24 protein-coding genes and 2 riboswitches are annotated in these 24,208 nt (G+C 65.2%); of the genes, 13 read left to right on the top strand and 11 right to left on the bottom strand.

Features of this window, described 5'->3' with window-relative positions:
- The first annotated feature begins 40 nt into the window (after positions 1 to 40).
- From AB0323_RS14035 to AB0323_RS14020, 4 genes are all read left to right on the top strand, one after another.
- Positions 41 to 400 carry a hypothetical protein gene (locus AB0323_RS14035; RefSeq protein WP_366177858.1) on the top strand — a complete coding sequence of 120 codons (360 nt, stop codon included), beginning with the start codon at positions 41 to 43 and terminating at the stop codon, positions 398 to 400.
- Between the two features lie 103 nt (positions 401 to 503).
- A riboswitch (SAM riboswitch) is annotated at positions 504 to 616 on the top strand.
- Between the two features lie 10 nt (positions 617 to 626).
- Positions 627 to 884 carry a DUF1737 domain-containing protein gene (locus tag AB0323_RS14030; protein ID WP_284983558.1) on the top strand — a complete coding sequence of 86 codons (258 nt, stop codon included), beginning with the start codon at positions 627 to 629 and terminating at the stop codon, positions 882 to 884.
- Positions 881 to 1,291, top strand: coding sequence for a rhodanese-like domain-containing protein (locus tag AB0323_RS14025; RefSeq protein ID WP_284983557.1), 411 nt, complete (start codon positions 881 to 883; stop codon positions 1,289 to 1,291). Before AB0323_RS14030 ends, AB0323_RS14025 begins: the two co-directional genes overlap by 4 nt.
- Positions 1,292 to 2,500, top strand: coding sequence for an O-succinylhomoserine sulfhydrylase (locus AB0323_RS14020; RefSeq protein ID WP_366177857.1), 1,209 nt, complete (start codon positions 1,292 to 1,294; stop codon positions 2,498 to 2,500).
- A gap of 11 nt (positions 2,501 to 2,511) precedes the next feature.
- Here AB0323_RS14020 and AB0323_RS14015 read toward each other — a convergent pair whose 3' ends face one another.
- Complete coding sequence (locus tag AB0323_RS14015; RefSeq protein ID WP_366177856.1) at positions 2,512 to 3,801, bottom strand: glutamate--cysteine ligase; 1,290 nt, start codon at positions 3,799 to 3,801, stop codon at positions 2,512 to 2,514.
- A gap of 150 nt (positions 3,802 to 3,951) precedes the next feature.
- On the opposite strand from AB0323_RS14015, the gene AB0323_RS14010 reads away from it, so the two are divergent.
- Positions 3,952 to 4,533 carry a DUF559 domain-containing protein gene (locus AB0323_RS14010; RefSeq protein WP_366177855.1) on the top strand — a complete coding sequence of 194 codons (582 nt, stop codon included), beginning with the start codon at positions 3,952 to 3,954 and terminating at the stop codon, positions 4,531 to 4,533.
- Positions 4,534 to 4,675: 142 nt separating this feature from the next.
- On the opposite strand, the gene AB0323_RS14005 is transcribed toward AB0323_RS14010, so the two are convergent.
- The 4 genes from AB0323_RS14005 to AB0323_RS13990 form a co-directional block, all read right to left on the bottom strand.
- Positions 4,676 to 6,199 (bottom strand): UDP-N-acetylglucosamine 1-carboxyvinyltransferase, encoded by a 1,524-nt coding sequence (locus AB0323_RS14005; protein WP_366177854.1) that lies wholly within the window; start codon positions 6,197 to 6,199, stop codon positions 4,676 to 4,678.
- A 140-nt stretch (positions 6,200 to 6,339) separates the two neighbouring features.
- The gene (locus tag AB0323_RS14000) at positions 6,340 to 7,143 is read right to left on the bottom strand and encodes an energy-coupling factor transporter transmembrane component T (protein ID WP_366177853.1); all 804 of its coding nucleotides are present in this window, start codon (positions 7,141 to 7,143) and stop codon (positions 6,340 to 6,342) included.
- Positions 7,140 to 8,774: an ABC transporter ATP-binding protein gene (locus tag AB0323_RS13995; RefSeq protein WP_366177852.1), complete on the bottom strand. Its 1,635-nt coding sequence runs from the start codon at positions 8,772 to 8,774 to the stop codon at positions 7,140 to 7,142. Before AB0323_RS13995 ends, AB0323_RS14000 begins: the two co-directional genes overlap by 4 nt.
- Positions 8,774 to 9,403 carry an ECF transporter S component gene (locus AB0323_RS13990; RefSeq protein ID WP_366177851.1) on the bottom strand — a complete coding sequence of 210 codons (630 nt, stop codon included), beginning with the start codon at positions 9,401 to 9,403 and terminating at the stop codon, positions 8,774 to 8,776. The genes AB0323_RS13995 and AB0323_RS13990 overlap by 1 nt, the downstream gene beginning before the upstream one ends.
- Before the next feature lie 74 nt (positions 9,404 to 9,477).
- A riboswitch (TPP riboswitch) is annotated at positions 9,478 to 9,614 on the bottom strand.
- Positions 9,615 to 9,805: 191 nt separating this feature from the next.
- Here AB0323_RS13990 and AB0323_RS13985 point away from each other — a divergent pair.
- A complete protein-coding gene (locus AB0323_RS13985) occupies positions 9,806 to 10,552 on the top strand; it encodes an NUDIX domain-containing protein (protein ID WP_366177850.1) in 747 nt (248 codons plus the stop codon).
- A gap of 51 nt (positions 10,553 to 10,603) precedes the next feature.
- Positions 10,604 to 10,864, top strand: a complete 261-nt coding sequence (locus AB0323_RS13980; protein ID WP_366177849.1) for a DUF4235 domain-containing protein — start codon at positions 10,604 to 10,606, stop codon at positions 10,862 to 10,864.
- Here AB0323_RS13980 and mnhG read toward each other — a convergent pair.
- The 6 genes from mnhG to AB0323_RS13950 are packed head-to-tail and all read right to left on the bottom strand — an operon-like array spanning position 10,861 to position 17,241.
- Positions 10,861 to 11,262, bottom strand: coding sequence for a monovalent cation/H(+) antiporter subunit G (gene mnhG / locus AB0323_RS13975; RefSeq protein WP_366177848.1), 402 nt, complete (start codon positions 11,260 to 11,262; stop codon positions 10,861 to 10,863). The two genes, AB0323_RS13980 and mnhG, sit on opposite strands and share 4 nt — an antisense overlap.
- A complete protein-coding gene (locus tag AB0323_RS13970) occupies positions 11,252 to 11,530 on the bottom strand; it encodes a monovalent cation/H+ antiporter complex subunit F (protein ID WP_078107371.1) in 279 nt (92 codons plus the stop codon). Before AB0323_RS13970 ends, mnhG begins: the two co-directional genes overlap by 11 nt.
- A complete protein-coding gene (locus tag AB0323_RS13965; RefSeq protein WP_366177847.1) occupies positions 11,527 to 12,093 on the bottom strand; it encodes a Na+/H+ antiporter subunit E in 567 nt (188 codons plus the stop codon). The genes AB0323_RS13970 and AB0323_RS13965 overlap by 4 nt, the downstream gene beginning before the upstream one ends.
- Complete coding sequence (locus AB0323_RS13960; protein WP_366177846.1) at positions 12,090 to 13,709, bottom strand: Na+/H+ antiporter subunit D; 1,620 nt, start codon at positions 13,707 to 13,709, stop codon at positions 12,090 to 12,092. The genes AB0323_RS13965 and AB0323_RS13960 overlap by 4 nt, the downstream gene beginning before the upstream one ends.
- Entirely contained in the window at positions 13,706 to 14,161 is a 456-nt protein-coding gene (locus AB0323_RS13955; RefSeq protein ID WP_366177845.1) for a Na(+)/H(+) antiporter subunit C, read from the bottom strand. Before AB0323_RS13955 ends, AB0323_RS13960 begins: the two co-directional genes overlap by 4 nt.
- Positions 14,158 to 17,241, bottom strand: coding sequence for a Na+/H+ antiporter subunit A (locus AB0323_RS13950; RefSeq protein WP_366177844.1), 3,084 nt, complete (start codon positions 17,239 to 17,241; stop codon positions 14,158 to 14,160). Before AB0323_RS13950 ends, AB0323_RS13955 begins: the two co-directional genes overlap by 4 nt.
- A gap of 86 nt (positions 17,242 to 17,327) precedes the next feature.
- On the opposite strand from AB0323_RS13950, the gene AB0323_RS13945 reads away from it, so the two are divergent.
- From AB0323_RS13945 to AB0323_RS13920, 6 genes are all read left to right on the top strand, one after another.
- Positions 17,328 to 18,731, top strand: a complete 1,404-nt coding sequence (locus AB0323_RS13945) for an MFS transporter (protein ID WP_366177843.1) — start codon at positions 17,328 to 17,330, stop codon at positions 18,729 to 18,731.
- A 79-nt stretch (positions 18,732 to 18,810) separates the two neighbouring features.
- Positions 18,811 to 19,977, top strand: a complete 1,167-nt coding sequence (locus AB0323_RS13940) for an ROK family transcriptional regulator (RefSeq protein ID WP_366177841.1) — start codon at positions 18,811 to 18,813, stop codon at positions 19,975 to 19,977.
- A gap of 63 nt (positions 19,978 to 20,040) precedes the next feature.
- On the top strand, positions 20,041 to 21,564 hold the full coding sequence (locus AB0323_RS13935; RefSeq protein WP_366177840.1) for a glycoside hydrolase family 3 N-terminal domain-containing protein: 1,524 nt from the start codon (positions 20,041 to 20,043) through the stop codon (positions 21,562 to 21,564).
- Positions 21,565 to 21,599: 35 nt separating this feature from the next.
- Positions 21,600 to 22,385 carry a glucosamine-6-phosphate deaminase gene (locus AB0323_RS13930; protein WP_366177839.1) on the top strand — a complete coding sequence of 262 codons (786 nt, stop codon included), beginning with the start codon at positions 21,600 to 21,602 and terminating at the stop codon, positions 22,383 to 22,385.
- Between the two features lie 76 nt (positions 22,386 to 22,461).
- Positions 22,462 to 22,944, top strand: a complete 483-nt coding sequence (locus tag AB0323_RS13925; RefSeq protein ID WP_059389838.1) for a cation:proton antiporter regulatory subunit — start codon at positions 22,462 to 22,464, stop codon at positions 22,942 to 22,944.
- 5 nt (positions 22,945 to 22,949) lie between these two features.
- Complete coding sequence (locus AB0323_RS13920) at positions 22,950 to 24,155, top strand: cation:proton antiporter (RefSeq protein ID WP_366177838.1); 1,206 nt, start codon at positions 22,950 to 22,952, stop codon at positions 24,153 to 24,155.
- Positions 24,156 to 24,208: the final 53 nt, after the last annotated feature.

The following is a 24,208-nucleotide window of genomic DNA, read 5'->3' as shown; positions in this document are numbered from 1 at the left end:
GCCCATTCCCCCAGCGGGCCTGAGTCCGTAGGGTATCGACATGAGCATCTACATCAGCCCCGACTCTGCTGCATGGTCGCTGACGGCCATGGCGACTGGTGCGTCACAGGGATCAATCGATGATGCGAACGGTATGTCCAACCTGGTGAAGGAAATCTACGAGACAGAAGGTTTCGAAGCCCTGTCAGGCGTGGTTTTTGCTTTGGCTCATCACAACAGTCTCTCGCTCCATGCGCTCGCCACGGCCACCGGGATATCCGTACACGAGTTGCTGGAAATCCGGAAGCATCAAGGGTCCACCTTTCATCACTCCCCCACAGGAGTAGCGTCGCGGTTTGACGCCATTCCTCCCCGGATCCAGGCGAGCCTGGAACCGCTGCCCGATGAAACCGAGGCCTAGAGCTACCGGTTCCGAGCCTTGGCAAGCCTGACTGCCGCCCGGTTACGGAACATGACGACGGCCGGTGATGCAGGCCGCCGTCGTAGATGTTATTTTCTTCTTGAGTAATGAGCACCAGCGCGAAGCCCTGACTTGCTGGTCGGCAACCCTCTCTCCGGCGGGGTGCCTCAGGTGACTACTCGGCGTATCGACACTTTCGAACTGCAAGCGTGACTGAGGAGCACCAATGCCTGAACCCACCGAAGAAAAACTCTCCTACCGTCTCATCACGGGCCCTGACACCAAGGAATTCTGCGAGCGGATCTCCACCGCCCTCGCTGAGGGATACGTGCTGCACGGGAGCCCGGCCGCGACGTTCAACGGCAGTGACGTGATTGTGGCGCAGGCCATCGTCCTCCCCGCGGCGATCGCCAGCGCGGACGCAGCCGTTGCCAATGCCGTGGATCAGCTTGACGAAGAGTTCGACGGCGAGGGCCACGCATGAGCTACGCAGGCGACCTCAGCCCGCACGACGCCTGGGCCAAACTGGAGCAGGGCGCCATCCTGGTGGACGTCCGCACCGAAGGCGAGTGGGCACACATTGGCATCCCGGACACCAAAGCCACCGAAAACGATCCCCTGTTCATCCAGTGGAACCTTGCCGGCGGGATCCCCAACACGCGTTTCATCGAACAGCTGACGCAGCAGGCTCCGGAAGCAGATGGCACCGAGCTGGTCTTCCTCTGCCGCTCCGGCCAGCGTTCCATCGCTGCGGCCATCGCCGCAACGCAGGCTGGCTACACCTCGTACAACGTCCTTGAGGGCTTTGAGGGCGAGCCGGACCGCTACGGTGAGCGAACCGTGAACGGCTGGAAAAACCGTGGACTTCCGACGAACCTGGGGAACATCTAAGTGACTTTCAATCCTGACGCCGCCGGCTGGAGCCCTGACACCCAGGCCGTCCGCGGCGGTCTTGACCGCACCAACTTCCAGGAAACGTCCGAGGCGGTCTTCCTGAACTCAGGGTTCGTCTACGAATCCGCCGCAGCCGCTGAGCGCGCGTTCACGGGCGAGGACGAACGCTTTGTCTACTCCCGTTACGGCAACCCCTCCGTGGCCACCTTCCAGGAGCGACTCCGCCTGCTCGAAGGCACCGAGGCGTGCTTCGCGACGGCGTCGGGCATGTCCGCTGTCTTCACAGCCCTCGGTGCGTTGCTGGCTGCCGGCGACCGCGTGGTTGCCGCCCGCTCGCTCTTCGGTTCCTGTTTCGTGATCCTCAACGAGATCCTGCCGCGCTGGGGCGTCGAAACCGTCTTCGTCGACGGGCCGGACCTGGACCAATGGCGTGCCGCGTTGTCCGAGCCGACAACGGCAGTGTTCTTCGAGTCGCCGTCGAACCCCATGCAGGAAATCGTGGACATCGCCGCGGTGAGCGAGCTCGCGCACGCGGCGGGCGCCACCGTCGTCGTCGACAACGTCTTTGCCACTCCCCTGCTGCAGCGCTGCGGCGATCTCGGCGCAGACGTGATCGTCTACTCGGGCACCAAGCACATCGACGGCCAAGGCCGGGTCCTGGGCGGAGCGATCCTGGGCACCAGGGAGTTCATCGACGGTCCCGTCAAGCAGCTCATGCGACACACCGGGCCCTCGCTTTCCGCGTTCAACGCCTGGGTCCTGACCAAAGGCCTGGAGACCATGGCGCTGCGCGTCAATCACTCCTCGGCGTCTGCGTTGCGGATCGCCGAATGGCTTGAAGAACAGCCGGCCATCAGCTGGGTCAAGTACCCGCTGCTGACCTCGCACCCGCAGTACGAGCTCGCCGCGAAGCAAATGAAGGCCGGCGGAACCGTGCTCACCTTCGAGTTGCTCCCCTCTGCGGGGCGATCTGCGAAGGAGGCGGCCTTCGCGCTGCTGGACGGGCTCGCCGTCATCGACATCTCGAACAACCTGGGCGACTCCAAGTCCCTCATCACCCACCCTGCCACCACGACGCACCGCGCCATGGGCCCGGAAGGCCGGGCGGCGATCGGCCTGAGCGACGGTGTCGTGCGGCTTTCGGTGGGGCTGGAGGATGTGGACGACCTCATCGGGGACCTGGAGCGGGCCCTCAAGCAGGTCTAGCAGGCAGCGGGTTAGCCCGGCGCTTCGCGCCAGTCCTGGCGCACCCACGTGAGGACGGGCTGCGGTTTGGTGTCGCTCTCGTCCTTCTCGGAGCGCATCGTGATCTGAACGGCGTGCTCGACGACGGCGGCCAGCCCGGTGGCGTCGGGCGTGCCTCCGTTGCTCTCGCTCCAGCGCTCGGCAACACCACGCTGTTCGATGGCGCCGTTGCCGCGGCCCAGGATGGCCGCCACGCCGGCTTGGACCAAGTCGAATTCACCCTGTTCGGCGAGCACAGGTTCCAGATACTCCACCAACGACCAGACGACGTCCGCGGCCGGCTCCGGGCGGAAGGTTCCAAAGTCCAGCAGTTCGGTGCGCAGTCCGAAGTTGCTTGCCTGCCAGGACGCCATCCGCAAAAGCGCCGTGGGCACGGCCGCCGGCTCTATTCCGGCGTGGTACTCACGAACGGAAGTCTCGACCAGGGCCCTGATGAGCACCGCGATGAGGGCCGCATCCTCGGCCCGCAGGCAGACATCGGCCACCCGGACCTCCACGGTCGGAACGTGCCGGGACAGCCTGGCGTCAAAGTAAACCATCCCCTCGTCCAGCAACACTCCCGTTTCGATGAGCCTCCTAACAACCCGCCGGTACGCAGCCAAGGAACCGAAGATGGCCGACGGCCCCGACGAGGGCCAGCGGTTCCACGCCTGCGTCCGGTAGCTCTCAAAGCCGGTAGCGAGCCCTCGCCAGTACGGTGAGTTGGCGCTGATGGCCGTGAAGACAGCGAGCTTGTCCCGGATGCGGTCCAGCACCATCACGCCTTCCTCGGGGGACTCGATCGAAGTGTGTACATGGTATCCGCACGTGAGCTGTTCGTGCGCCGTGATGCCGAAGCGTTCCAGCATGATGGCGTACCGGGGATCCGGAGTGGTGTGCAAAGCGGCGTCCACGGGCGAGGTGGCCAACGCTGCGATCCTTGCGCCGTGGTGCCGAGCGGCATGGCTCGCGAGGCCCCGCCCCCTGCGGATCTGGTGCAGGAGCTCGGCGTAAGTGCGGCATGGCCGGGTCTGGGTTTCGATCTGCTCAAGCTTAAGCTCGTGGCTCAGGCCGGTATCAGGGCCGTCGATCTCCTCAAGGGTAGGACCGGTGTCGAAGCCATCTTGGGCGGGGCCGTCCTGGGCGGGGCCGTCCTGGGCGGGGCCGCCTTGGGCGGGCCCGTCTTGGGCGGGGCCTGAGAGGAGCGCGTCGGCAAGCGCGAGCGGCTCGCCGGTCACGGGATCGACGATCAGCAATTCCTCTTCCACACCAAAAGTGCGCACGGATCAATTGTGCGCCATGGCAGCCTCGCCAAGACAGAGCGGGATTTCGCGGCCCGCCCGACGGATTCTGCCGGATCACTCCTGCCAGGCGGACGGTATTCCCCGGCGAGTGCAGCTTTACGCTACGGCCTGTGGATCAAAGACAGGCCCATGCGCTTGCATCTGGCTACGCGGCACTGCCGGGGCAGCGGTTTCGTCAGGCACGGCGGGCTTCGCCTCTCTCCGGAGAATGCCGTCCCCGTGGCATCCGTAGAAGACACCGTCATTCACGCTCTGACCTGTTTGCCGGACGTGGATGCTATTTCCATTGCACAATCGGCCATGCGGCAGTTCGGCATCCCGCAGGCCATGATCGAAAGTGAGATCTCTGCCGACTACTACGGAAACGCCAGAAGGCTGTTGGCAAAGGCAGACGGACTGTCCGAATCCGTACCCGAAATCAGCGCCCGCCTGCTGTTCGAATCAGAAGGCCTGCCATTCCGCCGCCAAGTTCATATCCCCGGTGTCGGACGGGTCGACTTTTTGATTGGCAGGCGGTTGATCGTTGAAGTCAATGGCTATGCCTTCCACAGCTCCCGGGAGGCATGGAGGAAAGACATGGCACGACTGAACGCTGCGCAGGTACGTGGCTTTGACGTCCTGAGCTTCGCCCCCGAGAAGATCTGGAACAACCCGGAGCAGGTGATGGAGGAAATCCGCGCCGTCCTGGCCCTGTACAGCGAACGGAAGTGACCGCAACGGCGGATTCTGCTGGATCACCGCCTCTGGTGGAACGGACACCCCAGAGTTTCCGCGCCTGGGAGGAAGCACACTCTGGGTGATCCAGCAGAATGTTCCGCCGGAAGTCCGAGTCCCGCCCCGAAATCCGACCTAGTCAGTCCTGGAAGTACTCGATCTTGGCGCCAATGGTGTTGAGCCGCTCGGCCAGGTCCTCGTATCCGCGCTCAATCACGTAGATGTTGCGTAACTCGGATGTGCCGCGGGCCGCCAGCATGGCCAAGAGCAGGCACGCGGCGGGTCGGAGTGCCGGAGGGCATCCGACTTCCGCGCCGCGCCATTTGGTGGGGCCATTGACGTAGATGCGGTGCGGATCGAGCAGTTGCACCTGGGCGCCAAGCTTGTTGAGCTCGGTCAAGTAGATCGCCCGGTTTTCGTAGACCCAGTCGTGGATCATGGTCTGGCCCTCGGCGTTGCCGGCGATGACCGCGAAGAACGGCAAGTTGTCGATGTTCAACCCGGGGAACGGCATCGGATGGATCTTGTCCTCAGGGGCACGCAACCGTGACGGCTTGGTGGTGACATCCACCAGGCGCGTCCGTCCGTTGCGGGCAAAGTACTCGCCGGAGATGTCGAGCTGCTGGCCCATCTGCTCAAGTGTGGCCAGTTCGATCTCCATGAATTCGATGGGGACCCGGCACACGGTCACTTCCGAGTTGGTCACGATGCCCGCGGTGATGAGGCTCATGGCCTCGATCGGGTCTTCGGACGGGAAGTACTCAATGTCGACGTCGATCGCCGGGCGGCCCGTGATCTTCAGGGTGGTTGTCCCGATGCCGTCGATCACGACGCCGAGCCCCTGCAGGTAGAAACAGAGGTCCTGCACCATGTAATTGGGGCTGGCATTGCGGATCACGGTGGTACCGCTGCGGTGCGCGGCGGCCATGATGGCGTTCTCCGTCACGGTGTCACCGCGCTCCGTGAGGACAAAGGTGCGGTGGTCGGCGTCGGCCGGCGGGGCCTGCACGGAATAGAAGCCGGACTTGGCCTCCACCGAGAGTCCGAACTGCCGCAACGCCTGCATGTGCGGTTCCACGGTTCGAGTCCCAAGATCGCAACCGCCGGCGTAGGGCAGCTGATACGAGGCCGCTTCATCGAGGAGGGGGCCCAGCAGCATGATGACGCTGCGGGTGCGGCGTGCGGCCTCGACGTCCATGGAGGCGAGGTCAAGGATTTCCGGGCGACGGATGCGCAGGTCGTTGCCGTTCAGCCAGGTGCACTCGACACCGATGGAGGTCAAAACCTCGACGATCCGGTTGACTTCTTCGATCCGGGCCAGCCGGCGCAAGGTGGTGGTGCCGCGGTTGATGAGGCTCGCGCAAAGCAGTGCGACGCCGGCATTCTTGCTGCTGTTGACGTCCACGGAGCCGGAGAGCGTGCGTCCGCCCTCCACGCGCAGGTGGGTCATCTGCCGTTTGCCGACTTTGACGATGGTTCGCCCGAAGATCGACTCAAGGCGTTCGATCATGCGGAGGCTGAGATTCTGCTTGCCCTGTTCCATTCGGGCAATGGCGCTCTGGCTGGTGCCCAGTTCCGAGGCGAGCTGCCCCTGTGTCCAGCCCTTTTCACTACGGGCGTCGCGAAGAAGGAGACCTACATGTTCGGCAGTCGGTTGCGTCATAACCAGAAAATATCACAAATGGTCTATTGACTGGAGGACTTGTGATGCAACACGCCAAATCTAGGGCATGATAGTCGTCTCGTGCGATATACACGTTGTCAAGGGTTGACAGCTGCCCCCGTAAGCAAGCCAGCCCTCCGCTAGCCCTGCTTCAACCAGACGAAGTGCCAGGTACCTGCCCATTGAGCGGCCAGTACGGCCGCGGCTGCGATGAACAAACCGCCGGCCAGGACCCAAAGGTCCAGGCGGCTGTAGGTGGATTCGCGGGCCCAGGTCCGGCGTCCACCGCCGAAGCCGCGCGCCTCCATGGTCACAGCCAAGCGGGACGCCCGACGGATCGCCTGGACCAACAGCCCGAAGCTTTGGCCGAGCATGGCCTTGAAGCGTTGCGGCGGGCTCCCGTGCGAGCCGACACCCCGCGCGCGCCGTGCCATGCCGATGGTCTGCCACTCCTCCGCCATGAGCCCTACGAGCCTCAGCGCGGCCAAGGTGCCCAGGACAAAACGGTGCGGCAGTTTCGCCTTCTGCGCCAGGGCGTCGGCGAGGTCGGTGGGGTCGGTGCAGCTCATGAGGAGGATGGCCGGCAGTGCGATCGCCAAGCCGCGCAGCATGAACCCGAGTCCCAGCTGAAGCGAGCCTTCGCTGATCGACCAGATCCCGACGTCGAGCAGTATCCTGCCGCTGTCGGCCGACAGGATCGCAGTGCTCCAGCCGCCAAGCGCTGCCGCCATGATCAGGGGCCAGCCGCGCTTCCACAGCAAGCGCACGGTGAGCCCCGCGAGGGGGAACAGCGCCAGTTCGCCGAGGAGCGCCGTCGAGGCGGACACCAAGTCGATGGACAACGCCAACACCAGGGTGATCAGAAAGACAGAGACGAACTTGGCCAGCGGATTCGCGCGTGTCAGGAGGGCATTATTGCCGCGCAGGGTCAGGGTTTCCCTCATGCCGCACCCGCTTCCTGCCGGGCCCCGCCATGGAACGCGGGCTCGAGCCGCATCTCGGTGCCGCCCAGGACGTCGCTGAATTCCTGGTCGTGGGTCACGGAAACCACGGAGGTTCCGGCGTCGAGCAGTTCGGACAGGAACGACGCAAGCTCGGCCCAAGTGTTCGCGTCCTGGCCGAAGGTCGGTTCGTCCAGCACCAGGACGCGGGGGTGGGCGGCGAGCACCGTGGCCACGGATAGCCGCCGCTTTTCGCCCCCGGAGAGCGTGTAAGGATTGGCGTCCACGAGATGCCTCAGCCGCAACCGCTCCAGCAACTCGTCCACCCGATCCTCGCCGTGGCCAAGGTGCTTGGGGCCGAACATGAGCTCGTCGAGCACGCGGCCGGTGACGAACTGGTGCTCGGGCTCTTGGAACACGGTCCCGATGCGGGAGATCAGCTGCTGGGCTTTCCACTTGAATGGGTCGGCTCCGGCCCCGTCACGGAGCCCGACGGCGGCAGTCACCGTGCCGGACACCGGCGCCAACAGGCCGGCTAGGGTCAAAGCGAAGGTCGACTTTCCGGCGCCATTGGGGCCCGTGATGGTCAGCGCCTGCCCGGCGAAGACTTCGGCGTCGAGTCCTGCCTGCACGGGAAGGGGCGGGATGGTTTTGAACCCCCGGCGCCGCGGCCGTTCGCGTGACACCGCGAGCTCCCGGGTGGCGAGCAGCAGCTCTCCCGCGCTCCCCGCCCCGGAGCCTGCGGGTGTTCCGGAGCCTGCGGCTCTTCCCGATCCTGCGGCTGTTCCGGAACGTGGCCGGGTGGCCGGAACGTACCCGGGCACCCAGACGCCTGCAGCAGTGAGCATGTCCCTTGCTTGCGCCAGAACTGTGTCCGGATCGCCGTCCAGGAGCACGCCCGGCGTGGACGCTCCCATGGAGGACGAGCTGCCCGGCTGGAGGACAACGATCCGGTCCACGAGGTCTTTCCAGACCGAGACCCGATGCTCCACCACCACCAACGTGGCGCCTGTCTTGTCCAGGCAGCGGCCCACGGCATCGCGGACCTCCAGCACGCCGGCCGGGTCCAGGTTGGCGGTCGGCTCGTCCAGGAGGATCAAGCCAGGGCGCATCGCCAGGATCCCGGCCAGGGCAAGGCGCTGTTTCTGTCCGCCCGAGAGGGCCGACGTCGGGTGGTCGAGCGCAAAGTTGCCGCTGGCACTATTCCGCAGCCCGACGTCGTCGAGCGCTTCATGGACCCGCTTCCAGATCTCTTCCCGCGGCACGCAGAGGTTCTCGGCGCCGAACGCGACGTCGTCGCCCAGCCGGGAAAGCACCACCTGGGTTTCGGGATCCTGCTGCATGAGTCCGGCACGGCCCCGCCGGGCCTTCGGCGAAACGCCGTCCACCAGCAACGAACCGGTCTCGTCGGCGTCGTCACCTTCCTCGCCCAGCACGCCCGCGAGGGCATGCAGGAGCGTCGACTTGCCTGCGCCCGAGGGGCCAAGCAGGAGCACGCGCTCGCCTGGGCGGATGTCCAGGTCCAAGGCGTGGATGGCCTGCGTGGTGCGGCCAGCGTGCCGCCAGCCCCACCCTTGCGCGGAAATGGCGGCGGGTCGACCCACAGCAGGGGTGCCGGAATCAGGACTGGGCATCAGGAAAAGACAGGCTCCGAGGCGGCCTTGCGGGACGCGAACGCGCTCAGGACACCGGTCTTGGCCAGGCCGCGGGTCGCGATCCAGGCCAGGGCACCGGCGATGACGGCACCGGAGATCGTGCAGAACACGATGTACGCGAGCTTGTCGCCGGGTTCGTAGGCAATGTTCCAGCCCCACGGCAGGAAGGAGTCGTTCAGACCGCAGAAGAGGCCCGCACCGGCACCGGCCAGCAGCGACACCGGCAGGTTGAACTTCTTGTATATGAAGGCCAGGAAGATGAGTTCCGCGCCGAGGCCCTGGAGCAGGCCCGAGATCAGGACCGTGGTGCCGTACTGCGAACCCATGATGAGTTCACTGGTGGCGGCAACGGTCTCGCAGAAAATCGCCGCACCGGGCTTGCGGACAATGAGCATGCCCAGCACTGCCGGAATCATCCAACCGCCGGCGATCAGGCCGCTCAACGGAGGGTAGCCCGCGGACATAGGCGTCGCAACCAGGGCCATCTGGTCCCACGCCCAGAAGATCACGCCACCGGCGATCGAGATCAGTGCCGCCACGACGATGTCCACGACGCGCCAGTTGTAACCAGGCTTGGTGAGGCCCGGCCTTGCAGAAATACCAGTCATTTTGTCCTCCTGAGGAACAGGAGGGGAAAGTGTTTCCGGTTGCCTGCGAGCGGTTTCCGCCACGCCGGTCCGGACACTATGAGAACTCGACTCCCTTGCGCCGGTACTAGCCGGATCAGGTTCGAGGGTCTGCGGCTGTCCGCACTCTCAGCGCCCGTCCTCCGTGCCGCATTGCTGCGGGCCCGACGGCGGCGCTCCCCTGTCGTTATCAATCCACCCTTTTGGGCGTGGTTCAGTTTACACCTTGACGGTGTTGCTGGCGCTGTGCCGGAACGCGAAACGACGGATTCTGCTGGATCACTCGCCGGGTGGGCCCAGGCCGACCCGGAATCGCGCGGGCGGCCGCAGAAACTGGGAGAATGATCCAGCAGAATGTGACACAGCACGGGCAAAGGAGCGGTCTTGGCAGGCATTGGCGAAGCGAACAGCACCACGGTGGCCGAACCTAGGCTCGCCGCGAGTGTGATCCTGGTCCGCGAGGCCCCCGGCCACGCAGTTTCGGCAGGCCCGAAGATACCCGCGGATGCCGGGCGCGTGCTGGAAGTGTTCGTCCAGCACCGGGTGACCACGATGGATTTCGCCGCGGGCATGGTCGTCTTTCCCGGGGGACGAGTGGACCAGGCGGACAGCTCCGGCTGGGACTTCGCTGACGACGTGGCCGTGCGGCACGCCTCGGCATGGCACCGGAGCAGCATAGCCGTCGAGCCTTCTTCCGCCCGGTTCAACGCCGGCCGCGTGCTGGCGGCCGCGCAGCGCGAGGTGTTTGAAGAGGCCGGGCTGAAGCTCGACGCCGGCACCCTCCGCCCGTGGGCCAACTGGGTCACCCCGGCAGACCAACCCAAGCGCTTCGACACGTATTTCTACCTTGCCTGCCCGCTTTCCGGTGCCGGACCAAAGCACCAAACCACGGAAGCGTCATCGTCCTTGTGGATGCCGGTCCGCGGAATCCTGGATGCCGAAGCCGCCGGAACCCTCAAACTTATGCCGCCCACCCTTGCGCTGCTGGACGAGCTCCTCGCCCTCGGCACGATGGAAGCGATACTGGCGGAGGACCGTGACATCGTGCCCGTCCGTCCGAAGCCCGGAGCCCTGGAGGAGTTCTTCCGGCTGAGGCGCCAAGCGCCATCCGTTGCTCCGGAACTGCCCTGAAGTGGGGTTAGGCTGGGGACGGTCCTGTTTCCTCCCGCAAGGAGTCCCGGAATGAACCTCCTCATCAAACTGTTCGGCACTGGCGTAAGCATCGGTGCAGGCTTTGTCGGCACCAAGCTCGTCAATGCGTTGTGGGAAAAGTCCACAGGCAAGAAGCCACCCAAGGGTCACGATGACATGGAGGCAAGCCTGCGCTCGGCACTGACCTTCGCCCTGATTTCGGCGACTGTCAGCGCCGTCATCCAGGTTTTCGCGGGCCGCAGCACCCAGCGCGCCATCTCGCGCTTCTCGAAGACGCAGGACATCGTCTAGGACTCTTCTTGAGCCTTCTCCGCGGCCCGTTGACCGGCAGCCCGCAGCACCACGGCCTCGAGTTCGTCGGTGCTGAGCAACTCGGGGTGGAGGTGCTTGGTGCGGTAGCCTGCGCGGCCCACCATGTGTGCGGACACGGGCACGGTCAGCAATTGGAAAATCCAGGCGACCGCCAGGATCGGCCACACCCACCATTCGCGCATCTGCAGCCCGATGGCCGCCAAGACGAGGAACAAACCCAGCACTTGCGGCTTGGTAGCTGCGTGCATGCGGCTCATCAGGTCCGGGAAACGCAACAGCCCGATTGCTGCCCCCAATGACATCAGCGCGCCCGCTATCAGCAGTACCGCGGTAACGGCATCGATGACGGCATCAACTCCCGTGGCATTAGGAGTCATTGACCTGTCCTCTCCGATCGGCCACGAAGCGGGCCACCGTCACCGAACCAACGAACCCGATCAGCGTCAGTGCGACGAGCAGCACGAGGTTGTTGAGGTGCCTGTTGACCGCCATGTCGATGGCCAGCGCGGCGCCCAGTATGGCGAGCAGCACGTCTGAGGCGAGCACACGGTCCAGCAAGGAAGGCCCGACGGCGATCCTGTAGATCGCACCTGCCGCCGCGAGGCTGAGAATCACCGCCGTAACGATGAGCACGATGTCTTTCACGAACCAGCTCCCCTCGTTGCAGGCCTGCCTTCGGCCTGGAGTGCGTCCATTTCTGCGCGGGTACCCATGATCCGGATCAGCGAGGCCTCCGTATCCTGGACTTCCTTGCGCAGCTTGGCGGTGTCCACATCGTTGCGGACATTGAGCCCGTGGATGTAGAGCGTGGACGTGGAACGGTCCACCTCCACCACCAAAGAACCCGGAATCAGCGAAATCACGTGCCCGGCGGCGGTCACCATGAGGTCGGAACGGCTACGCAGGGGAACCGCGACCACGGCGTTGGTTACCGAAGGCCCTCGGAAGACCGCCAAGTACATGACCTGGAAGCTCGCGGCCACCACTTTGCCAAGGAACACCGCGGCGAAGGGAATGGCGCGCAGCACGTTGAATCGTCCGCTGAGCTCTACGGGAGGCAAGTAGAAGATCCTGGCTACCACCACCGCGATCAGCGCACCGAACACCAGGTTGCCCGGGCTGAAATCCCGCCAGAGCGCACCCCAGACAACCACCAGCCAGACCAGCAGGGGCAACTCGGTGCGGAACGAAATCCGCTTGCGGCTCACTTGCCGCCTCCCTGCACAGGAGTCGGCGCGCCCGGCGAAGCCCCGGCGGGCGCGCCACCTTGCGGTGCGGCGATCTGCGGAACCTTGGCGCTCCCGCCGAGCACGGAACGGATGTAGGCCGTGCGGTCCAGCATCTGTTCCGCGGAGTTCCCGGCCAATTGGAACAGCGGACCGGCGAAGACGGTCAGCGCCACGCCGAAGACCACCAGTGCGGCCGTCGGTCCTACCATCGTCCGCGGAAGCAGGCCGACGGCTGCCGTGTCCTTGAGGGCCGCGGCCGGGTACTCGGCGTCTTCGGGCTTCCGCCAGAATGCGCGGTTCCAGACGCGGGCAATTGCCAGCAAGGTCAAGAGGCTGGTGACAACGCCGCCAACCACCAGGCTAATGGCCAGTGGTGTCCCGAGGGCGATGCCTGCCTGCAGGAGTCCGAGCTTCCCCAGGAACCCGGAGAAAGGCGGGATTCCTGCGAGGTTCATCGCCGGAATGAAGAACAAAAGCGCGAGGAGCGGAGACAGCTTCGCAAGCCCGCCCAGCCTGTCCATGGAGGAGCTGCCGCCGCGGCGCTCGATCAAGCCCGTGACGAGGAACAGGCTCGTTTGGACCGTGATGTGGTGGGCCACATAGAAGACGGCAGCCGCGAGCCCGGCAACCGACGACATGGCCAGCCCGAACACCATGTAGCCGATGTGGCTGACCAAGGTGAAGGAGAGTAATCGTTTGATGTCGCTCTGGGCTATGGCGCCGAGAATGCCCACCAGCATCGTGAGGAGCGCCACAACCATGAGCGGGGCGTTCAGGGTGTCGCCCGGGAAGAGCAGGGTCTCCGTGCGGACCATGGCGTAGACGCCCACCTTGGTGAGCAGGCCGGCGAAAACGGCGGTGACCGGTGCTGGCGCGGTCGGGTACGAGTCGGGCAGCCAGAAGGACAGCGGGAACACGGCAGCCTTGATGCCGAAGGCCACCAGCAGCATGACATGGAGCAGGTTCCTGGTGCCCGGGTCCAGTCCGGCCAGCTTGATCGCGAGATCGGCCATGGTGATGGTCCCGGTGGCTCCGTAGATCATCGCGATGGCGATCAGGAACAACACCGAAGAGACGACGGAAACCACCACGTACGTCACCCCTGCGCGGATGCGCGGGCCGGTGCCGCCCAGCGTCATGAGCACGTAGCTCGCCGTCAGCAGGATCTCGAAGCCCACGTACAGGTTGAAGAGATCACCTGTGAGGAAGGCGTTCGAGACCCCGGCCACCAGGATCAGGTAGGTCGGGTGGAAGATCGACACTGGTGCCTCGCGGTCGCCGTCGGCCATGCCTTGGCCGGTGGCATAGATGAGCACCGCGAGGCTGATGACGGAAGAGACCACCAACATGAGCGAGGAGAACTGGTCTACCACCATCACCACCCCAAACGGCGGCTGCCAGCCACCCAGGGTGACTGATGCGGTGCCTGTGGTCCATACCGAGGCAAGGAGCCAGAATTCCAGGAGCAACGTAAGGGACAGCAAACCGATGCTGACCGCGCGTTGGGCCCGCGGGTTCCTGTTCAAGGCGAACGTCAGTGCGGCACCGAGGATGGGAAGTACGACGGCGAGCGGCGCCAGGCTGGCGATGTTCACAGGGTGCCCCCTTCCTTGGCTGCTTCGGTGACTGCCGTGACCGGGAATTCGGACGTTTCCTCGGGAACCACGGAATCGTCTTCGGCGTCAAAGCTGGGCGTCTTCGCGACCCGCCGGTCCTCGGCGTCGTCCTGGATGTCGTCTTGCCGTGCCAACGCCCAGGTCCGGTAGATGATGCCGAGCATGAATGCCGTCACCGCGAAGGAAATCACGATCGACGTCAGGATCAAGGCTTGCGGCAACGGATCGTTGTAGTCGCGCGGGTCCGTCGATTTGCTGAAGAGCGGGGCAAGTCCGGCATATCCGCCCGTGGCGAGGATCAACAGGTTGGTTGCGTTGGCAAGGAGCATGAGCCCCAGGAGAACGCGGGTCAGGCTGCGTTCCAGGATCAAATAGATGCCACAGGCGTAGAGCACTCCCATGACGATCAACAAGGTCAAGTTGACGCTCATGGGGTCCCCTTCCCGGGCGACGTGGTTGCCGACGTTGAAGTGGTTGCCGACGCCGAAGTGGCGGCAGGGGCTTCGGCGCGGGTGTCGCGTGAAGCCCTGGTGTCTCCGCTGGCGGTCTCTTCGAAGTGTTCGTCGATCTCGGCTCCCAGGCTGCGCAGCACGTCCAGGGCCAGGCCCACGACCACGAGGTACACGCCGATGTCGAAGATCGTGGAAGTCACGAACTTGATGTCACCGAACAGCGGTAGCCAGAACTCGATGATGGCGCTCTGGAACACCTGGCCGCCCAGGAGGAGCGGCACGAAGCCCGCTGCGGCCGCCGTCGCAAGACCGGTTCCCAGCAGCATGCCGGCACTGATCGGTGCGGCTTCCCGCAACTCGAACCGTCCGCCGGCCAGGTAGCGGATGGTCAGGGCGAGTCCGGCAGTGAGTCCCCCGGCGAAGCCGCCCCCCGGAAGATTGTGTCCAGCCAGTAGGAGGTACACGGAGAAGACGATCATCGAGTGGAAAATCAGCCGCGTGACCACTTCGAAGATGATGGAACGCCGTTCCGGTGCCAGGGTTCGGCCGGCCACCAGCCAGGGGTCGCTCAGGGAACCGGCGAACTTGCGCACGAGTGCCAGCGAAGCGTCCTCGCGCGAACTGCCCCCGGTGGCGGTGCGCCTTCCCACCGTGCCTTCGGGAATCGTGGCGGCCTTGTTGAGGCGCTCACCCCTGCTGCGGACAAAGATCAAGCTCGCGACGCCGGTAGCGGCGACTGCCAGCACCGAGATCTCGCCGAAGGTGTCCCACGCCCGGATGTCCACCAGCGTCACGTTGACCACGTTGAGTCCGCCGCCGCCTTCGTAGGCCAGCCGGGGGAAGGAGAGCGAGACCGGCTCGGCAATGCGGGCGCCCATCGCGTAGGTCGCTACGAAGATCATGGTGACCGCGAACGCCACGCCGATAATGACGCGAACCACCCGGTATTTGCCGCCGGTGCGGTCCCGGAGCTCCGGAGGGAGGCTGCGCATCGCGAGCACGAAGGCCACCAGGATGATGGTCTCCACCAGCATTTGCGTCAAGGCGAGGTCCGGGGCTCCCTGCAATGCGAACATGAGCGCGATGCCGTAGCCGGTGACGGACACCATCAGCACGGCGAGGAAGCGCTTGTTGGCCCGAACGGCGGCGAGCGCGCCAACAACGATTCCTGCCGCGGCGATGAGCTGGAGCGGGGAATTCGGATCGATCAGAAAGAGACCGCCCGGGAGTGGCTTGTTGGCCGCGATGAGGGCCGTGAGCGGGAGGGCGAACGCCACGGTGAGGATGACCGCAAGGTAGAAGTAGAGGGAACCGCGTTGAGTGCGCCCGGTGACCCACACGGCGACGTCGTCCAACGCCCCGATGGTGCGCTGGTAGGCGCGATCGCCGTCCACCCAGTCCGGGACGCGGCTTTGCGCCCTGGATACGAGGTTGCGGGCATAGAACATCACGACGCCGGCCGCGAACGTCACTGCGGTCAGTCCCAAGGCGGGAGTGAGTCCGTGCCACAGCGCAAGGTGGCTGGCACTGGCCGGGTTTGTTCCGGCGTCGGGCGTGACAAAGAGTGCCGCATACGGCTGGATCCAGCCGTCAACGGGATCCAGCCACAGTCCGTACACAATGGTGAGGAAGCTCAGGATGGCGGGCGCCGCCAGGAACGATGGCTGGATGGCCTTGAACGGCGTCCGGTCCACGCCCGGCTTGGTCGCGAAAGCGCCCCACATGAAGCGGGCGCTGTAAGCGAACGTGAGGATGGACCCCAGGACCAGGCCGACGAGGAGGATCATTCCCCAGGGCTGGTAAGCAGTGCCAGTGCCGTAGTGGACGAACGCTTCGAACACGGATTCCTTGGCCACGAAACCTGCCAGTGGCGGTATGCCGGCCATGGAAGCGGCGGCAATGCCCGCCACGATGGCGAGCGCCCGGGAGGACTTGTACAAGCCCGAGAGTTTGCGGATATCGCGCGTGCCGGATTGGTGGTCGATGATGCCCACCACGAGGAAAAGCGAAGCTTTGAACAGTCCGTGAGCCAGGAGAAGCGCGAGGCCGGCCAGTGCGGCGTCGGGCCGGCCGAGGCCCACCACCATGGTGAGGAACCCGAGCTGGCTGACGGTTCCATAGGCGAGGATCAGCTTGATGTCGGTCTGGCGAAGCGCGCGGTAGCCGCCCACCAGCATCGTCGCCAGGCCAAGCCCGAGCACCAGCGGCAACCAGTAGGGGCTTTCGCTGAACCCCGGCGCCATGCGGGCGACGATATAAATACCGGCCTTCACCATGGCCGCGGCGTGCAGGTAGGCGCTCACCGGGGTGGGTGCGGCCATGGCACCCGGGAGCCAGAAGTGGAAAGGGACCAGCGCCGATTTGGTAACCGCACCTACCAGGATGAGTACGACGGCGGCAGCGACCGCCCCTTGCGCGGGTCCCGTGACGAGGGTGGCCGCTTGAGTCATGATCGCCGAAATACGGTAGGTCCCGGCGGCCTGGCCCAGAATGATGAGGCCCACGAGCATGGCCAGCCCACCAGCAGTGGTGACCATGAGGGCCTGCAAAGCCGAACGCCGCGCGGAAAGGCGGGTGCGCGCATAGCCGATCAGCAGATAGGACAGGACGGTGGTGAGTTCCCAGAAAATGAACATCATCAGGAGGTCGTCCGCGGTCACCAGGCCGAACATTGCCCCGGCGAAGGCAAGAAGTTGGGCCCCGAACCCGCCGAGGTCGACATCCTTGTTCTTGAAGTACCGGGCGCAATAGACCAGGACCAACGCGCCGACGCCCAGGACCAGCAAGGACATCACCCATGCCAGGACATCCATCCGGAAGGCGAATTCAAGCTTGAGGTTCGGAATCCACGGGAGGGTCTCTTCGATGAAGCCGCCGGTGGGGTCGCCGGGGCCCGGAAGGCTCTGGCCGGGATAGATCCGGTCGTACTGCAGGAGCAGCCAGATAAAGGCGGCGGCGGGAACCGCTGCGAGGACGTAGAAGGCGTTTCGCTGAAGTTTCCGGAAGATCCAGGGCGCCACAGTTGCCGTTGCAAAGGTCACGGCAAGAACTGTGATCACTGGAATCTCCGCAAAGTCAGGAATAAGTTGTCAAAAGTTGGAGCAGGCGGTCAAACGTTGGGTTCGGTGCAGGTAGTTTATCAACCATGAACATGGCAACTGCGCCTGAGGCCCCGCACCCGGCATCCGAGCTTGCTTCAGGGCCCGTCCTGTCGAACAAGGGCCAGATCCTTGCGTGGGCATCCTGGGACTGGGGTTCCGCGGCATTCAATGCCGTCATGACCACTTTCGTGTTCACGGTCTACCTGACATCCAAGGCCTTCGGCGGGGAAGACTCCGCGTCGGCGGCGTTGGGTTCCGCTTTGGCGATTGCCGGCGTCGCGATTGCCCTCCTGGCGCCCGTCACCGGCCAGCGCTCCGACTCCGGTGGACGCCGAAAGCTGTGGCTCGGCGTCAACACGTCACTCGTGGCTGTCCTCACAGGTTTGTGCTTCTTCGTATTCCCCAAGCCCGAGTTCCTGCTGCTGGGCGTCTCGTTGGTTGCGCTCGGCAATGTGTTTTTCGAGTTCGCCGGGGTCAATTACAACGCCATGCTGGCCCAGATCTCCACCCCTGCCAATATCGGCAAAGTGAGTGGCTTCGGCTGGGGAATGGGCTATCTGGGCGGAATCGTCGCGCTGCTCGCGGTGCTGCAGCTTTTCGTCCAGCCTTCTTTTGAGTGGTTCGGGGCCTCCACCCAGGACAGCCTGAATATCAGGCTCGTAGCTGTCTTCTCGGCGCTCTGGTTCTTCATCTTCGCACTGCCGGTCCTCTTCGCCGTTCCCGAACTCTCCGTCAAGAAACCGGAATCCCGGCTCGGGTTCCTGGCCTCCTATGGTTTGCTTGTCCGCCGGATCAGGGCCATTTATCGAACGAGCCCGCACACGATCTACTTCCTGCTCGCGAGTGCGATCTTCCGGGACGGCCTCGCGGCGGTCTTCACCTTTGGCGGAGTCATTGCTGCCGGAACCTTTGGCTTCGAGCTCAAACAAGTCATCTTCTTCGCGATTTTCGGCAACGTGGTGGCCGCCGTCGGAGCCATGATCGGCGGATTCCTGGACGACAGGATCGGACCCAAGGCCGTCATCGTCATCTCCCTTCTAGGACTCCTGGTAGCGGGAACGGCGATCCTGGCGCTCGGCAATGGCGACTACGTGTTCTTCGGAGCCCATTGGGCGGGCAGCACCACTTTCTGGGTGTTCGGGCTGTTCCTCTGCCTCTTCGTGGGACCAGCCCAGGCCTCCTCCCGCGCCTACCTCGCGAGGCTGGCGCCGGACGGCGAATCAGGCGAACTGTTCGGGCTCTACGCCACCACCGGCAGGGCGGTGAGCTTCCTGGCACCGGCCCTCTTTACCTTGTGCATCACCCTGGCGACCCCCTTCGTGGTCCCGGGCGGGGCCCAACGCTGGGGAATCCTGGGCATCATGGTGGTGCTCCTGGCCGGCCTGCTGGTGATCCTGCCCGTCAAGTCACCCGACAAGACGGAAATCGCCACGGTTCCCGTTCGCTGAGCCACGGTTCCCGTTCGCTGAGCCTGTGCTTTCGCCGAAACTCTTGATTTCTAATTGTTAGTAGAGTTTACTAACTGACATGGAAGCCCTTCGTGACCGGCCTCACACCGACCGCCAGCGCCCCGATCGAACCGGCGCAGCAACCCTGCCTTCCGACGGGCGCGCCCACAACCTCTCCTTGGTACGCCAGACGCTCCACTCGGCAGGAGCGATGAGCCGCGCGGATCTATCCCGGACCCTTGGCCTGACGCGCGTCACGGTATCGGACCTCGTCTCGGACCTCCTGGAACGCGGACACGTCGTGGAACTGGGGCACTCTGATGAAGTCCGCCCCGGGAAGCCGGCCATCCTGGTGGACATCAACCGCCGGGGCCTCCAGGTGATCGGCATGGACTTGGCGGAAAATTCCGTGCTGCGTGCCGCCGTCCTGGACCTTGACGGAAACATCCTCGAACGTGTCGAGCGTTCCCTCTCCGAGGAAACCGGGCCGAACGTCGTCCACCAGGTCCTCGAACTCGCTTCGGAGGCTGTCGGGCGCGCCACCGCCACGTTGTTGGGCATCGGCGTCGGGACCCCCGGCATCGTCAACGCGGACGGCGTAGTAACCACGGCACCCAACTTCGAATGGAAGGACGTCGCCCTGCGCGATCTCCTCCAGGAGCGCGCTGGCCTTCCGACCCTCGTTTCCAACGACGCCGACGCCGCAGCCCACGCGGACCACACCTTCGGCGGCGGCAGTGATGACATGGTCCTCGTGAAAATCGGCCGCGGTGTCGGTTCGGGACTCATTGTGGGGGGCAGGCGTGCCCGCGGAGCCCACTCCGCAGCGGGAGAAATCGGCCACGTCACGGTCGGCACCGACGGCGGAAGCTTGTGCAAGTGCGGTAAGACTGGCTGCCTCGAAACCTGGATGTCCGTCCCCAGCCTCGAACGGGCATTGGCCGAAGCGGCGGCGAGTTCCAAACCGGACGCCGCGGCCGACGTCGTACTCCGGGAGGCAGGCGAGCGGCTCGCCATCGCCCTCGCGCCCGTGGTTGGCGCCCTCGATTTGGGCGAAGTGGTCCTCAGCGGACCCCGGGAGCTTTTGGAAGGCCCCCTTCTCAACGCCGTCCAGCAGACCTTGCTTGAGCGGCTATTGCACCAGGACCCTTCACCGGTGTCCGTCCGTCTCGCGGCAGACGCGCAGGACATTGTCCTGCGCGGAGCCGCCGTGATGGTCCTGTGGAACCAGCTTGGCGTGGCCTGAGTGCCGCGCCCCCGCCGTTTCCAACCCTGACTAACCACCAAGCATCCTTCGAAGGAACCGGACATGGAAACAATTCAGTCCCCCGCTACTCAGTCCTTTGCCACCGGGCTCGCCCGCACCCACCTCCGCCGCCTCGCGGCAGGCACCCTCATGCCCGGATTCACCGGTATCGCCGTCCCCGTCTGGATCCTTGAAGCGTACGACGCCGGGCTGGCGGCTGTGTGCCTCTACGGCACCAACGTTGCGTCCCCCGTCCAGTTGCGCGAGCTCTGCGCTGGGCTCCGCGCGCATTCCCCAAACACCCTCATCGCCGTCGACGAAGAGGGCGGCGACGTCACGAGGCTGCACTACCTCACGGGATCAACGCAGCCCGGAAACGCGGTGCTCGGGCGTTTGGACGACGTCGAACTGACCGCTGCCAGCGCCAGCGCCATCGGCCACGAACTCGCAGGCCTGGGAATCAACTTGAACCTGGCCCCCGATGCGGACGTCAATTCCGCCCCGGACAATCCCGTGATCGGCGTGCGCAGCTTCGGGGCCGAACCGGATCTGGTAGCCCGGCACACTGCCGCCTGGATCCGCGGCCTCGAAGACGCCGGTGTGGCCTCCTGTGCCAAGCATTTCCCTGGCCACGGCGACACGACCACGGACTCCCACCTGGCGCTCCCCCGGGTCGCGGCCGACGCGGCAACACTGGATGCGCGCGAACTCGTCCCGTTCCGTGCACTCGTCGCCGCTCACGGCGCCACGGTCATGACCAGCCACATCCTGGTCGAAGCCCTCGACCCGGACCACCCCGCCACCTTCTCCTCGCGCATCCTGCAGGACCTGCTGCGCCGCGAGATGGGGTTCGACGGCGTCATCATCACGGATGCCCTCGACATGGCCGGCGCGTCCGCCCAGACCGGTGTTCCGGAAGCAGCCGTCCGTGCACTGATCGCCGGGGCGGACCTGCTGTGCCTTGGCTCCGAAACAGGACCGGCCCTCTTCGAACAGACGCTCACCGCGATCGCCGATGCCGTCGAAGAGGGGCGCTTGCCCATGGAGCGCCTCGCGGACGCTGTTGCCCGAACGGCCGGACTGTCCTCGCGTTTCCCTGCTGCCACCGCAGCGGAAATCCAGGAGGCCGCCATCCGGGGCCAGCTCGGCCTGCAGGGCCAGCCGCAGCTTTCCGGTGGTCCCGGCCACCCGAAGGCGATCGACGGCGAGCGCATTGCAGAGGCCTTCGAGGTGTCCGAAGCGGCCCAAAGGTGGCTTGCACGGGAAGAACCCGTGGCGATCGTCCAGGTTGAAACCGGGTCCAATTTCGCCGTCGGCCGCGTGCCGTGGGGCCCCGCTGCCACGACTTCGGCCGTGGTCCACGAAGGCGAGGTGCCCGACGGCGCGCGGGTCGCCGTCGTCGGACGCGGCCTGGATGCCGAGCACCCGCTGTGGACCGTGTTTGCCCGTTTGAGGGCGGAGGGGCACGCGGTGATCGCCGTCGAGTGCGGCTGGCCGCGGGGCGGGGCGGACATCGTCACCTATGGGGCGTCCCTCACGGTCTCGCAGGCCCTGACGGAGCTGTTGAACGGCAGCGCCAGACCCTGACTGCGGCGCGCATCGCCTATCGACAGAAAGTTGCCATGGAAGTCATCGTCACGCCCACTCCGGAATCGGCTGCTTCGGCCGCCGCCCACGCCGTCCTTTCAGGACTTCCCGCGGACAGGGGAGCAGTGCTGGGGCTGGCCACCGGTTCGTCTCCGCTGGGACTGTACGCGGAGCTCGCAGCTGCAGCGGCCGCGGGTCGCGTGGACTTCTCGGCCGCCCAGGGATTCGCCTTGGACGAATATGTAGGCCTTCCGGCGGAGCACCCGCAGTCATACCGCCAGGTCCTGATCCGCGAGGTGTGCGAAGTGATCGGACTTCCCCTGGCCGGACTGAATGTCCCTGACGGTGCCGGCACCACCCAGGCCGAGCTCGAAGCGGGAGCTGCCGCCTACGACGCCGCGATCGGTGCCGCCGGAGGCGTCGACGTGCAGATCCTGGGCATCGGCGCCAACGGCCATGTGGGCTTCAACGAGCCCGGATCCTCCCTGTCTTCCCGCACCCGGCTGAAGCGGCTGACGGCCCGCACGAGGCAGGACAACGCCCGGTTCTTCGAGCACGACGGCGATGTCCCGACCCACTGCATCACCCAGGGACTGGGGACCGTGCTGGATGCCCGCCGGCTGGTGCTCATCGCCACCGGTGCCGCGAAGGCCGCCGCGGTCGCTGCCGCCGTCGAGGGCCCGCTGACCGCGTCCTGCCCGGGTTCGATCCTGCAATGGCATGCCGACGCCGTGGTGGTCCTCGACGAGGCGGCAGCGGCCGGATTGGCCAACCGCGGATACTACGACGACGCCGCGCGCGGACTGGCGCTGACCCCCTAGAAGGGCGCACACCGCTTTCCGCAGCGGCTCGAGTGGCGTCATTCCGCCGCCCCTTCAAGAGGGCTAGGGTGGTCTTATGAACGTGGATGAGACAGAACTTCCTGGCCTCGGGGTCCGCAAGGATTTCATCACGGCCTCGGGACGCCGGATCGGTGTTGTCGAGATGCGGGAAGGTGAGACCGAGCTTTTCGTCTCCACATGGGACGATCCCGATACCTGCCAGGCATCCATCCCCTTGACCGCAGACGAAGCCGCCGCCCTGGGCAACCTCCTGGGCGGGCAGCACATCGCCATGCGCCTGGCCGAAGCCCACAAGGAAATCCCGGGCATTGTCACGCGGCAGTTCTCCATCACCGCGGACTCCCCTTTTAACAACCAGCCCATGGGCAAAGCCCAGATCCGCACCCGCAGCGGTGTATCGATCGTGGCGATCATGCGCGAAGGCGAAGTGGTTCCCTCACCGGCTCCCGACGTCGTCCTTCACACAGGTGATTTGCTGGTGGCTGTCGGTACGCAGGAAGGTCTTGACTCTGCGGCTGCCATTCTGCGCAACGGCTGAAGTCCATGGACCCCCTGGCCCTGACCCTCATTGAGCTGGGCGCAGTCGTCTTCTGTCTCGGCCTCTTGGCGCGTTTGGCGGGCAGGATCGGCATGTCCCCCATTCCGCTCTATCTGGTGGGTGGACTGGCGTTCGGGGCGGGTGGATTGATCAAGCTCGATGGCATGCACGAGTTCGCCCATCTTTCCGGCGAAATCGGCGTCATCTTGCTCCTGTTGATGCTCGGCTTGGAATATACGGCCGCGGAACTCGTCACCGGACTGCGGCGCTCCTGGCAAGCCGGCGTGTTGGACCTGGTCTTGAACTTCTTGCCGGGCGCTGGCATCGCCGCGGGTCTCGGGTGGGGACTTGTGGGCGCGATCGTCATGGGCGGTGTCACCTATATTTCTTCCTCCGGCATCGCTGCGAAGGTGATCACGGACCTCGGCCGGATCGGTAACCGCGAAACACCAGTGGTGCTGGCCATCTTGGTGTTCGAAGACCTCACCATGGCCATCTACCTTCCGATCCTGACTGCGATCCTCGCAGGCGTGGGCTTCCTGGGCGGACTCCAGACGGTGGGTATTGCATTGGCCGTCGTCACCCTCGTGCTGGTGGTGGCCCTGAAACACGGCCATCGGGTATCCCAGGCCGTGCACAGCGAAAACTCCGAAGTCTTCCTGCTCAATCTCCTCGGGGCCGCGCTTCTGGTGGCCGGCATCGCGTCCGCCCTCCAGGTTTCCGCGGCCGTGGGCGCATTCATGCTGGGCATTGCCATTTCGGGGGCAACCGCCCACAACGCGACGAGGATCCTTGAACCGCTGCGGGATCTCTTCGCGGCTATCTTCTTCGTAGCCTTCGGCCTCAACACGGACCCGTCCAGCATCCCGCCCGTGCTGGGCTGGGCGCTGCTCCTGGCTCTCGCGACAGCCGTGACCAAGGTGTTGACCGGATTCTGGGCGGCAAAGCGGGCAGGGATCGCCGTACCCGGCCGTTTCCGCGCGGGAGCCGCCTTGATTGCGCGCGGCGAATTCTCGATTGTCATTGCAGGGCTGGCCGTGACCTCCGGGGCCGTCCCTCGGGAACTTGCCGCCCTCGCCACCGCGTACGTATTGCTCATGGCCATCATTGGACCGCTCGCGGCCCGTTTTGTGGAACCGACCGTCAAGGCCTTCCGCAAGTCCCCGCGCAAACCGAAGGCATCGGAGCCCATTGGGTCCTTCGAGGCGTGAGATCTCGGCCTTTTCGAGCCTTCAAAGAGGCGAGATCTCACCTCTCGATCTGT

Origin of the sequence: Arthrobacter sp. NPDC080031 (genome assembly GCF_040702485.1) — a bacterium.
Classification (GTDB): domain Bacteria; phylum Actinomycetota; class Actinomycetes; order Actinomycetales; family Micrococcaceae; genus Arthrobacter.
The sequence above is the reverse complement of the archived record's forward strand: the minus strand, read 5'-3'. Positions and strand labels throughout refer to the sequence as shown.